This window comes from Pantoea sp. X-Soil-MYKO-1785 (genome assembly GCF_059730675.1).
On record NZ_AP036000.1, the window covers coordinates 4052274 to 4064537 of the forward strand.

Genomic DNA, 12264 nt, shown 5'->3' on the forward strand with positions numbered 1-12264 from the left:
TCAGTGGAGGCGCATTATAGGGAGTTTCCGGAGGCTGACAAGTGCTAATTTCAAATAAAATTCTGAGTGCTGATTTTTTCAACTAAAAGCCGTCAAACCGCCAGTTTTTCCAGCAATGGGAAGCCATAACGCTGTAGAACGGGTAATAACTGAACAGCTTCTCCATCCAGTTCGGTACAAAATGCCACATTTTGTTGCGAAGAACGTACTTCGGGCGCTTCGTGTTCCAGTAGCCATACCGTACGGCGCGCTATCGCCGCACCTGAATCAATCAGGCGGGTGCCTTCCGGTAATACCTGCTGCAGCTCGTCACGCAATAAAGGAAAGTGGGTACAGCCCAACACCACAGTATCCGGCGGCTCCGCCATGCGCAGCCACGGCTGAACAATCCGGCGTACGGCTTCCAGCGCAACCTCTGCACCATGCAACTTGGCTTCTGCCAGTTCCACCAGCTCCGCCGAGCCCAGCATTTCGATGTTGCAGGCACCCGCAAACTGCGCCACCAGTTCGTGAGTATAAGGACGACGCACCGTCGCGCGCGTCGCCAGCAGGCCCACCACGCCATTACGCGTCATACGCGCCGCCGGTTTAATCGCCGGCACTACCCCGACCACCGGAAAAGCAAAGCGCTCACGTAACGCCGGCAGGGAGACGGTGCTGGCCGTATTACAGGCGATGATCACTAAAGAGAGCGGATAACGCTGGGTAATGGCATCAACAATCGCCACCACGCGTTCCACAATAAAGGTTTCGCTTTTCTCGCCATAGGGAAAGCCGGCGTTATCGAAGGCGTAAAGATAGTGAAGATCCGGCAGCAGTTGCCGGACCTCATCATAGACGGAAAGCCCACCGACGCCGGAGTCGAATACCAGCACGGTGGGTCGCAAATCAGAAGCTGTAGCTGCCGCTGAGGTAATATTCTCGTCCTGGGGTTTGATAGCCATACACTGTCTCGTAATCTTTATCGAACAGGTTGGCAATTCTACCACGAACCGTGAGTTGTGAAGTGAGCGGATATGAGACCGCCACATCCCACAGGCTGACACCGCCCAGCTTCACCCGACGGCTGGGGGAGCTGTTGAAGTCGGTATCATAACGATCGCCCAGATAGTGATACGTCACTGACCAGTCGAAATCATACAGCGTCCAGTCGAGTTGATACTTCACCTGCTGTTTAGCCCGACGGATTAGCGGCTGATTGGTGCTGCCATCACGAGCATCGACATAATCGTAAGAAAGCTGGTGCGCCAGCGGCCCGGTATCAAATGAAGCGGTCGCTTCCACACCTTTAATACGCGCCTGCTTAATGTTGTAGTAGCGATAGGTCGCCGGGTCGCTATCAATCAGGTTATCAATGTCATTTCGATAGCCGGAAATCCGCCAGTTAAGCGGCCCGGTCAGACCTTCAAACCCGCCTTCCCACTGCTTACTTTTTTCCGGATCGAGATCGCGGTTACCATAAAAAGGACTGTAAACCTGAGAGAGGTTCGGTGCCTTAAACGCGGTACCGTAAGAGGCAAAAGCGCGATACCCGGAGATAAATTCCCAGGCAGCTGCCGTCTGCCAGGTGTTATGCCAGCCAAACTGGTTGTTATCATCACCGCGTACCGCACCTTCAAGCGTCACGCTGCCAAACTGCTGCTGGCCGGTCAGATAAAACCCGGTGTTACGCTGTTCATAACTGTCTGCCAGATAGTTGGTCCCCGGTTGCGTCGTCTCTTTCTGCCAGTCAACCCCGGCGCTGATGGCGCCCTGCCCAATCTGCACGCTGTTGCCCCATTGCAGATTGTATTGGGTCACGTCGTCGAAAGTCGACGCCGCCCCGTAGCGTCCGTTGCGCGGATCGTAATTGATATCTTTGGTACGCCCATAGCTGGCAATAAGCTGGGTCGAATAGACATCATGATTGAAGCGCAAACCCGTGTCCCAGGTCTGGCTATAGAGCTGTCGGGTATCAGCCAGGCCGATAATGTTGCTGTAGCTGGCATCATAACTATCTGACCCGTCGTAGGCGGTACGGTTATCAAAACCGTATCCACGCACAAAGCCGCTGAGTTCATCACTGAACTGATGCTCCAGATTGCCGTACAGGGTTTTGCTCATGAACCCATCGCGATCATGCTGTGCCGGACCATACGCGTTGGGATAACCGGCCACCACGTCATACCCTTTGGTATAGGTATAGTTACCGGCGAGGGTCAGCCTGGTCGCGTCGCTCAACTTCTGCTGGGTGGAACCCTCGTATGATTGATAACCGTTGGACCCGACGCCAGCCGACAGAGTGGTGCCCGGTTGCGCACGGCCTGTAATGATATTGACCACGCCGCCTATCGCATCCGAACCGTAGACTGCCGAACGCGCGCCGCGGATATATTCAATGCGTTGCACCAGCGAAAGCGGAATCTGGCTGAGGTCGGATGATCCGGTAATGCCGGCCTGGTTGAGCCGGATACCATCGATCAGAATCAGCACGTGCCGGGACTCAGTGCCGCGGATAAACAGCGAGCTTTGCTGTCCTATGCCGCCGCTTTGGGTGATATCGACGCCGGGCAGGCGGCGCATCACATCCGTCAGGCTTTTGGCTTGCCAGCGGTCAATCTCGTTACGCGTCACCACCGTGACAGGGGCCAGCACGCTGGATACCGGCTGAGCGAAACGATTGGCAGTTACTATTTGCGTATCATCATTCCCCTGAGCAAAACCGTTTTGTGCCCAGAGAGAAACCGCCGTTGCACTAAAGGCGAACAGCGATGCGGTCGTTTTAGTCATTTTTTAATCGCATCCAAAAGACAAAGCAGGATGCCGCAGGCATACAATCAATAGCACGCGATGATTGTACGAGTAGCGACGTACACCGGCAGGTCTTCGGGCTGGGAACCATAAGTGGTGATGACTTCCCATCCCGCAGGACAGTGTCTGCAATTGCACTCACCACGACATTCCTTACCGCTGCGCGTCAGCTCCAGATTCACACTGGATTCCCTATTATCTCGGGCTTGAGGCCGGCGAACGCAGTCTACGGAGTGGCACTACGGAAGTCCAGACTTCCAAACTTCTTATCGCTGCGGGACTGGACATCAGCAAGTGAATCCCTACAATCGCCCGCTGGTAAGCTATTAATCAGGACGGAACATGACACCCGAACATCTCCCTATTGAACAATATGACGCGCAACTGGCGGAAAAAGTCAGTCGTTTAGCGACGATGATGACGCCGTTTGCTGCGCCCGAGGTGGAGGTGTTCCGTTCACCGGTCAGCCACTATCGCATGCGTGCAGAGTTCCGCCTGTGGCACGATGGCGATGACATCTATCACATCATCTTTGATCAGCAGACCCGCGAGCGGATCCGCGTCGATCAATTCCCTGCCGCCAGTGAATTGATCAACCAGCTGATGCCCAAAATGATCGCGGCGATCCGCGACAATCGTACACTGCGCCATAAGCTGTTTCAGATTGACTATCTGTCGACCCTGAGCAATCAGATTGTTATCTCGCTGCTCTACCACCGTAAGCTGGATGACGCGTGGCAGCTGGCCGCCAGCGAACTGCGCGATCAACTGCGCGCAGAAGGCCTGGATGTGCAGCTGATTGGCCGCGCCACCAAAACCAAAATCTGCCTCGATCGGGATTATGTGGATGAACGTCTGCCGGTGGCGGGACGTGAGATGATCTATCGTCAGGTTGAGAACAGCTTTACCCAGCCAAACGCAGCGATGAATATTCAGATGCTGGAGTGGGCGCTGGATGTCACCCAGGGTTCGCAGGGTGACCTGCTGGAACTTTACTGCGGCAACGGCAACTTCTCACTGGCGCTGGCGCGTAATTTCCGCCGGGTGCTGGCGACCGAAATTGCCAAACCGTCGGTGGCGTCGGCGCAGTACAACATCGCCGCTAACCAGATTGATAATGTGCAAATCATCCGTATGGCCGCCGAAGAGTTCACCCAGGCGATGACCGGCGTGCGCCGTTTTAATCGGCTGGAAGGGATTGATCTGACCAGCTATGAATGCGAGACCATCTTTGTTGATCCGCCGCGCAGTGGACTGGATGATGAGACGGTGAAGATGGTGCAGGCTTACCCGCGCATCCTTTACATCTCCTGCAATCCGCAAACGCTGAGTGAAAATTTGCAGACGCTGTCGCAGACGCATGACGTAACGCGACTGGCGCTGTTCGATCAGTTCCCTTATACCCACCATATGGAATGCGGCGTACTCCTGACGCGCAAAGCCTGAAAAAAAACGGGAACCCTGAGGTTCCCGTTGTTTCATCTGTCGCCCTTACTGATTGCGATTGCGCTTAAAGCGCGTCGCAATCCAGAACACCAACGCCACCATCAAAATGGTCGGGATGAAGTTCGAACCGATATCCGGATATTCTGCCCGCACCAGTGCGCTATAAACCAGAATCCCCAGCAGGAAAAACGCCGCTGCCAGTCCCGGCATACCGTCAGGCATGTTGGTGTTCAGATAACGCTGATGCAGACACCAGGCAGCCAGGCCGAGCGCGATCAGCGGAAAAATCGAAAACGGAACAAAAGCGCTGAACAGCACGGAAAACGAGCCGTTAATCGCTAAACCGGTAATAAAAGCCAGTAATAATGTGCCTTTATCGCGGGAACTCGGGTGGGTCATGGCCTGATCCTTATTCATTGCTCTTCGGGTTTTTCCAGGGTGACCGCCAGTCTTTCTTGTTCACGGCGGTACCAGTAATAGGCGCCTTTGGCGATCATGCGGAGTTGCAATACCAGACGATCTTCCAGCTTGCGGCGCTGTTCGGCATCGACATCCAGCGCTTCTGCCCCGGCGCTGAAGACGATAGTTACCATCGCTTCGGCCTGCGCTTCGGTAAAACTGCGCGGCATGCGGTTTTCGACCTCAAGATAATCCGCCAGTTCAGCGATAAAATGCTGAATTTCACGCGCAACCGCGGCACGGAATGCGGCAGAGGTGCCGGAGCGTTCCCGCAGTAACAGACGAAAGGCATTGGGGTTATTGCCGATGAATTCCATAAAGGTGGAAACCGAGGTTTTAATGATGCTGCCGCCCTTGGCAATCCGCTGGCGCGCCTGGCGCATCAGCTGTCGCAACATCAACCCGCTTTCATCCACCATGGTCAGACCCAGCTCATCAACATCCTTAAAATGACGATAAAACGAGGTCGGGGCGATGCCCGCTTCACGCGCAACTTCTCGCAAACTCAGGCTGGCAAAACTGCGTTCGGCGCTGAGCTGACTGAAAGCTGCTTCAATCAGTGTGCGTCGTGTACGTTCTTTTTGTTGCGCTCTGACGCCCATTCTCTCTGCCTTTTGCGGTGTTGAGGAGGCACTATAACAAAATTTTCAGCGTACAGAGCGTCAAACTTTGTCACTGCCTGTGAACCTCACTCTTTGCCAAACTGTGATGAAAATCGCTGATAGAATTCAGAAGTGCGCGGCGAGATGTTAGAATCTCGTTGTAAAAATGTATAAATAATAGGACGTATCGGTATGCAAAAGTCTTACGATTACGATGCCATTGTGATTGGCTCAGGACCCGGCGGTGAAGGTGCGGCGATGGGGCTGGTGAAGCAGGGAGCGCGCATCGCAGTGATCGAACGCTACCACAACATCGGCGGCGGATGTACGCACTGGGGCACCATTCCTTCTAAAGCACTTCGCCACGCCGTCAGTCGCATCATCGAATTCAACCAAAATCCGCTCTACAGCGACCACACCCGACTGCTCCGCTCCTCTTTCGCTGACATTCTTAATCACACTGAAAACGTGATCAGCCAGCAAACGGCGATGCGTCAGGGTTTTTATGAGCGTAACCGCTGTGAGCTTTATCAGGGTGATGCCCGTTTTGTTGACGCTAACACCATCGAAATTGAACAGCCTGACGGCACGCGTGAACGTCTGACTGCGGAGAAGTTTGTCATCGCCTGTGGTTCGCGTCCTTATCATCCTGATGACGTCGACTTTACCCATCCGCGCGTCTACGACTCAGATTCGATCCTTAACCTGCATCACGAACCGGGCCACGTAATCATTTATGGTGCCGGGGTGATTGGCTGTGAGTATGCGTCAATTTTCCGCGGCCTGAACGTCAAGGTTGACCTGATCAACACCCGCGATCGTCTGCTGGCGTTTCTCGATCAGGAGATGTCCGACTCCCTCTCTTATCACTTCTGGAACAGCGGCGTGGTGATTCGTCACAACGAAGAGTTTGAGAAGATTGAAGGGGTGGAAGATGGCGTGATTATTCATCTGAAATCGGGCAAAAAGGTCAAAGCAGACTGTCTGCTGTATGCCAACGGCCGTACCGGCAACACCGATTCGCTGTCGCTGGAAAATGTCGGACTGGAAGCGGATGGCCGTGGCCTGCTGAAAGTGAACAGCATGTACCAGACTGCACAGCCGCACATCTATGCGGTCGGTGACGTGATTGGGTATCCGAGCCTGGCGTCGGCTGCTTACGATCAGGGCCGGATTGCCGCACAGGCCATCATTAAAGGAGAAGCCTCAGCGCACCTGATCGAAGATATCCCGACTGGCATTTACACCATTCCGGAAATCAGCTCCGTGGGTAAAACCGAGCAGCAGCTGACGGCGATGAAGGTGCCTTATGAAGTGGGTCGTGCGCAGTTTAAGCATCTGGCGCGGGCGCAGATTGTTGGTATGAATGTGGGCAGCCTGAAGATTCTGTTCCACCGCGAAACCAAGGAGATTCTGGGTATTCACTGCTTTGGCGAGCGGGCGGCCGAAATTATCCACATCGGCCAGGCGATCATGGAGCAGAAAAACGGTGGCAACACGATTGAGTACTTCGTGAATACCACCTTTAACTACCCTACCATGGCCGAAGCCTATCGCGTGGCGGCTTTAAACGGCTTAAACCGCCTGTTTTAACGCCGTGTCGAAATGATGTTGCATGTGGGTTTTAATTGCCTCTGCCAGCTGTTCATAACGGCTGCGCAGAGGTGAGCCCGGCCGGTAGACCAGCGCGATAGTGCGCTGAGGGACCGGTTTGTAGCAAGGCAGATAGCACACGCCATCGCGAATACGTTCTGGCGGTACCGCCAGCGCCGGAAGCAGCGTAATGCCGCTGCCTGCCGCCACCATATTGCGCAGCGTTTCCAGACTGGTGGCCCGGAAATGGGTATCTTCATCCGCGCCCGCCTCAAAACAGAAGCCCATCGCCTGGTCGCGCAGACAGTGACCATCTTCCAGCATCAGCAGTTTCTCGCCGGCCAGATCGGACATCGGCACCCGATCGCGATCGCGCCACGGATGATCGGCATAGACCGCCAGCTTCATTGGCTCATCAAATAGCGGCACCTCGATAAAGGCTTCACTCTCTTTGACCAGCGCCAGAATTGCGCAGTCCAGCTTGCCGCTGTCGAGCTGTGCCAGCAGTTGCTGGGTTTGCGCCTCATGCAGATACATTTCCAGTTTTGGAAAAGTCTGATGCAGCATCGGAATAATTTGCGGCAGCAGATAAGGACCGGTGGTTGGAATAAGGCCGATATGCAGCGGGCCTGACATCGCTTCCCCTTGCTGACTGGCCATCTCTTTCAGCACTTTCACTTCCCGCAGCACCGTGCGTGCCTGATCCACCAGCAGCAGGCCCGCCTGAGTGAACAGCACCTTACGACTGGTGCGTTCCAGCAGCATCACACCCAGCTCATCTTCCAGCTTGCGGATCTGCCCGCTTAACGTGGGCTGGCTGACATGACACGCATCCGCAGCGCGGCGAAAATGACGGTGTTCAGCAAGCGAAACCAGATATTCAAGATCACGAATATTCATTATTACCCTCCAGACCACGATAGTCCGTGGCGATAGATAGAATAGCAATGAACGATTAGCCCTATCAAGGGTGGGCGGGAATAATGCACGCATCAAAATAAGCGGTTCGCCATTAAGGAGAAAAAATGTTTGCAAGTCAGGAAGGTAAAGCCGTTCCGCAGGTCACTTTTCATACCCGCCAGGGCGATCGCTGGGTCGATGTGACCACCGATGAGCTGTTTAACAACAAAACGGTGATCGTTTTTTCTCTGCCAGGCGCGTTTACTCCTACCTGCTCATCCAGCCATCTGCCGCGTTACAACGAGCTGTCAGGCGTTTTTGCGCAGCACGGTGTAGACAGCATTCTGTGTGTCTCGGTTAATGACACCTTTGTGATGAATGCGTGGAAAGCGGAACAGCGGGCGGAAAACATTACCTTTATCCCTGATGGCAACGGCGAGTTTACCCGCGGCATGGAGATGCTGGTTGAGAAAGCCGATCTCGGCTTTGGCCCACGCTCATGGCGTTACTCGATGCTGGTGCGTAACGGCGTAGTTGAGAAAATGTTTGTTGAGCCGAACAAGCCAGGCGACCCGTTTGAAGTGTCAGATGCCGATAGCATGCTGCGTTATCTGGCACCGGAATTTAAAGTACAGGAATCAGTGTCGGTCTTTACCAAACCGGGCTGCCCGTTCTGCACCAAAGCCAAACAGCTGCTGATGGACCACGGCATTCAGTACGAAGAGATCGTGCTGGGACAGGATGCCACCACCGTCAGCCTGCGTGCCGTCTCCGGCCGGGCAACGGTGCCACAGGTATTTATCGGTGGCCGTCATATTGGCGGCAGCGATGACCTTGAGCAGTTCCTGCTGTCAGCGTAAACCTATCTCTGTGTCAGCCGGGAGTGCTGGCCCTTTGATGATGTGCCTATAAAAAAAGTAGTAATTCTGAAGCTAGAGGTTGGCGGGCATGTACATGCCCGCTTTTTTTTGTCTGTGTTTTATGCCAGACGCTGCTTCGCCTCGTCGATGGCACGGGCAACCTGCTGTGGTGAAACGCCACCCTGCGCATTACGCTTATCCAGACAGGATTGCAGTGCCAGAATCGGATAGACATCCTCTTCAATTACCGCGCTAAATGACTGTAACTGCGCCAGTGACAATGCTTCCAGCGCCACGCCCTGTTTGATCGCCTCGACCACCACTTCCCCGACAATGTGGTGCGCTTCGCGGAACGGCACCCCTTTGGCCACCAGATAATCAGCCAGTTCAGTAGAGTTGGCATAGCCCTGCTCGGCCGCTTCCTGACAACGCGGACGCTTCACCTGCAGGCCATCCAGTACCAGCGCCGACATCTGCAGACAGTCGAGCCAGGTATCGAGCGCATCGAATAATCCCTCTTTGTCTTCCTGCATATCCTTGTTGTAAGCCAGCGGCAAGCCTTTCAGCGTCATCATCATGCCGGTCAGCGCGCCCTGTACCCGGCCGCATTTGCCCCGGATCAGCTCCAGCGCATCCGGATTTTTCTTCTGTGGCATCAGTGATGAGCCGGAAGTCACCTTGTCGGAGAGTTCGATAAAGCCCGCTTCACCGGTGTTGAAAAAGATCATATCTTCGGCGAAGCGCGACAGATGGACCATACCGATCGCGGCGTCAGAGAGCAGCTCCAGTACATGATCGCGGTCAGAAACCGTATCCAGACTGTTGCGGGTCGCCGAGGCGAAGCCTAACCAGCCCGCCAGCTGCTGACGATCAATTTCATAGGCGGTGCCGGCCAGCGCGCCGCAGCCCAGCGGGCTGACATCCAGCCGTTTCAGGGTATCCTGCAGGCGGCTTTCATCACGCGCCAGCATTTCGACATAGGCCAGACACCAGTGCGCAAATGTGACTGGCTGCGCCCGCTGCAAATGGGTATAGCCTGGCATTACTGCATCCTGGTTCGCTTCTGCGGTCACTACCAGCGCCTGCTGCAGCTCACGCGTTGCGCCCAACAGCGCCTCAACCTGCATTTTGCACCACAGCTTGAGATCGGTAGCGACCTGATCGTTACGGCTCCGGCCGGTGTGCAGTTTTTTGCCCAGCGCACCCACTTTGTCGATCAGCTGACCTTCAACCCAGCTATGGATGTCTTCGGCGTCGCTCTGCAAAATCTGTTCAGGATTAGCGCGCACCTCCGCCAGCAAGGCAGTCAGTGCCGCTTCCAGCTGCTGCTGCTCATCCCCGGTCAGGATATTCACCGTCACCAGCGCTTTGGACCAGGCGACAGAACCTATAATGTCCTGCTCCGCCAGGCGGTAATCGAAGCGCAGCGAGTCGTTGAACTGTTTGAAACGTTGATCTGCTGCCTGGGTAAACCGTCCACCCCAAAGTGCCATGGGAAAACTCCTTCAAATCATTAAACAAAGGGCGGCATAAATGCCGCCCCTGAGCTCAAACGGTGAGACGAGGCGCACCTCGCCTGAGAATTACTTCTTCTGCTCGTTCAGGGCGCGGATGCGCGAAGAGAGCGAGAACAGACGGATAAAGCCGCCAGCATGGCGATGATCGTACACTTCGTCTTCGCCAAAGGTCGCAAACTCTTCCGAGTAGAGGCTGTTCGGTGAACGCTTCTGCGTCGCCGTTGCCTGGCCCTTGTAGAGCTGCAACACCACTTCGCCATTCACTTCTTCAGCCAGTGATTCTGCCGCGGCCTGAATTGACTTACGCAGCGGGGCGAACCAGCGACCGTCGTAAACCACGTAAGACATCTCCTGGCCCAGCTGCTCACGCCATTTGAAGCTATCGCGATCCAGAACCAGCTGCTCAACCGCACGCAGCGCGTTGACCATGATGGTGCCGCCCGGGGTTTCATAGCAGCCACGTGACTTGATGCCGACCAGACGGTTTTCAACGATATCGATCCGGCCTACACCGTGTTTCGCACCAATCACGTTGAGTTTTTCCAGGCACTGGAACGGGCTCAGTTTTTCGCCGTTCACTGCCACCACCCGACCTTTCTCCACGGTCACGGTCACTTCTTCCGGCTGATCCGGTGCCTCTAAAGGATCGACGGTCCAGACCCAGCAATCTTTATTTGGTGCATTGGCCGGGCTTTCCAGCACGCCGCCTTCGGTGGAGATGTGCCAGGCGTTTTCATCGCGGCTGTAGATTTTTTCCAGCGACGCAGTGGTCGGAATATTGCGCTCTTTCAGGTAGTCCAGCAGCGCTTCACGCGACCGCAGGTTCCATTCACGCCATGGCGCGACCACTTTTAGCTGCGGGGCCAGCGCGGTGTAGGTGGTTTCGAAACGCACCTGATCGTTACCTTTACCGGTTGCGCCGTGGCAGAGAGCATCCGCCCCGACTTTCAGCGCCAGCTCAACCTGGGCTTTGGCGATAATAGGACGCGCCATCGAGGTGCCCAGCAGATAGGTGCCTTCATACAGTGCGCCGGTCTGCAGCACTGGATAAACGTAATCGCTAATGAACTCTTCGCGCAGATCAACCACGTGACACTCAGAGGCACCGGACTGCAGCGCTTTCTTCTCTACGCCTTCCAGATCGCTGCGCTCCTGACCGATATCGGCCACAAACGCCACCACCTCACAGCCGCCGTAGTTCTCTTTCAGCCATGGAATGATGGCGGAAGTATCAAGACCACCGGAGTAAGCCAGAACGATTTTTTTGATGCCTTGCGTTTGCATTTCGTAATCCTTGAATCAGAGTCGTTAAGCGAGAATCCGGGTGCCAATCGGCACGCCGTTAAACAGGTCAGGCAACCGCTCAGCGTGACGCCAGCTGGCGATATCCACCGGGCGGCCCAGCGTACGCGCCGCATCCAGCGCAGCGTGCACCTTCACAATCATGCCATCGGTAATAATCCCCTGGGCGATCAGCTGTTCAGCTTTGTCGGCGGTCATCTCTTCGATTCGCTGACCTTTGCCGTCGAGAATACCGCTGACGTCCGACAGCAAGACTAAATCAGCACCGAGGGTCGACGCCAGCGCGGTCGCAGCCTGATCGGCGTTGACGTTCATCAGTTCGCCGTCATCAGTAATCCCGATAGAACTAACCACCGGCATATAACCGGCGGCCAGCAGGGTTTTCATCAGCGCCGGGTTACCCGGCATAGCGTGACCCACGTGGCCCAGTTCTTCATCAAACGGGGTGACGTTAACCATGCCGGCATCGCCAAGACAGAGGCCAACCGCGTTGATGCCGGTTTTTTTCGCCCACGCCAGCAGGGTTTTGTTGGCGGTGCCGGCCAGCGCACCGGTAATAATGTCGATCTGATCGGCTGGCGTGACGCGCAGGCCGTTCTTTTTCTTCACCGGCAGCGCCAGCTTTTTCATCAGCTCATCCACCAGGCAACCGCCACCGTGGACAATAATCAGCGGACGCTGATGGGCGCTGCGATAGGTCAGCAGCGCATCAAACAGACGGGCCAGCGCTTCTTCGCTGTCTAACAGCACACCGCCCAGCTTGATAATCAATGGATTGGTCATGGTTTACTCGTC

General features: G+C 55.3%; 11 protein-coding genes and 1 riboswitch. Of the genes, 3 read left to right on the top strand and 8 right to left on the bottom strand.

What is annotated here, in order from left to right; translation table 11 throughout:
- Positions 1-92 precede the first annotated feature (92 nt).
- Positions 93-944 (bottom strand): glutamate racemase, encoded by an 852-nt coding sequence (gene murI / locus AC6I8D_RS19240; RefSeq protein ID WP_312760531.1) that lies wholly within the window; start codon positions 942-944, stop codon positions 93-95.
- Positions 889-2769, bottom strand: a complete 1881-nt coding sequence (btuB, locus tag AC6I8D_RS19245; RefSeq protein ID WP_497820604.1) for a TonB-dependent vitamin B12 receptor BtuB — start codon at positions 2767-2769, stop codon at positions 889-891. Before btuB ends, murI begins: the two co-directional genes overlap by 56 nt.
- Before the next feature lie 70 nt (positions 2770-2839).
- Positions 2840-3022, bottom strand: a riboswitch (cobalamin riboswitch).
- A 110-nt stretch (positions 3023-3132) separates the two neighbouring features.
- Here btuB and trmA point away from each other — a divergent pair.
- On the top strand, positions 3133-4236 hold the full coding sequence (gene trmA / locus AC6I8D_RS19250; protein WP_312057266.1) for a tRNA (uridine(54)-C5)-methyltransferase TrmA: 1104 nt from the start codon (positions 3133-3135) through the stop codon (positions 4234-4236).
- A 45-nt stretch (positions 4237-4281) separates the two neighbouring features.
- Here trmA and AC6I8D_RS19255 read toward each other — a convergent pair whose 3' ends face one another.
- Together AC6I8D_RS19255 and fabR are read right to left on the bottom strand one after the other, a co-directional pair.
- On the bottom strand, positions 4282-4635 hold the full coding sequence (locus AC6I8D_RS19255; RefSeq protein WP_312057265.1) for a YijD family membrane protein: 354 nt from the start codon (positions 4633-4635) through the stop codon (positions 4282-4284).
- A gap of 14 nt (positions 4636-4649) precedes the next feature.
- Positions 4650-5297 carry an HTH-type transcriptional repressor FabR gene (gene fabR, locus AC6I8D_RS19260; RefSeq protein ID WP_003851200.1) on the bottom strand — a complete coding sequence of 216 codons (648 nt, stop codon included), beginning with the start codon at positions 5295-5297 and terminating at the stop codon, positions 4650-4652.
- A 192-nt stretch (positions 5298-5489) separates the two neighbouring features.
- Here fabR and sthA point away from each other — a divergent pair, with 192 nt between their 5' ends.
- Positions 5490-6890, top strand: coding sequence for a Si-specific NAD(P)(+) transhydrogenase (sthA, locus tag AC6I8D_RS19265; RefSeq protein ID WP_233986297.1), 1401 nt, complete (start codon positions 5490-5492; stop codon positions 6888-6890).
- On the opposite strand, the gene oxyR is transcribed toward sthA, so the two are convergent.
- Positions 6873-7790 (bottom strand): DNA-binding transcriptional regulator OxyR, encoded by a 918-nt coding sequence (gene oxyR / locus AC6I8D_RS19270; RefSeq protein ID WP_031377635.1) that lies wholly within the window; start codon positions 7788-7790, stop codon positions 6873-6875. The two genes, sthA and oxyR, sit on opposite strands and share 18 nt — an antisense overlap.
- Before the next feature lie 125 nt (positions 7791-7915).
- Between oxyR and AC6I8D_RS19275 the strand changes: the two genes are divergently transcribed.
- Positions 7916-8650: a glutathione peroxidase gene (locus AC6I8D_RS19275; RefSeq protein ID WP_312760526.1), complete on the top strand. Its 735-nt coding sequence runs from the start codon at positions 7916-7918 to the stop codon at positions 8648-8650.
- Between the two features lie 119 nt (positions 8651-8769).
- Here AC6I8D_RS19275 and argH read toward each other — a convergent pair whose 3' ends face one another.
- The 3 genes from argH to argB form a co-directional block, all read right to left on the bottom strand.
- Complete coding sequence (argH, locus tag AC6I8D_RS19280; RefSeq protein WP_497820605.1) at positions 8770-10143, bottom strand: argininosuccinate lyase; 1374 nt, start codon at positions 10141-10143, stop codon at positions 8770-8772.
- Between the two features lie 90 nt (positions 10144-10233).
- Positions 10234-11451, bottom strand: a complete 1218-nt coding sequence (locus AC6I8D_RS19285; protein WP_031377640.1) for an argininosuccinate synthase — start codon at positions 11449-11451, stop codon at positions 10234-10236.
- Between the two features lie 24 nt (positions 11452-11475).
- Positions 11476-12252, bottom strand: a complete 777-nt coding sequence (argB, locus tag AC6I8D_RS19290) for an acetylglutamate kinase (RefSeq protein ID WP_497820606.1) — start codon at positions 12250-12252, stop codon at positions 11476-11478.
- Positions 12253-12264 lie beyond the last annotated feature (12 nt).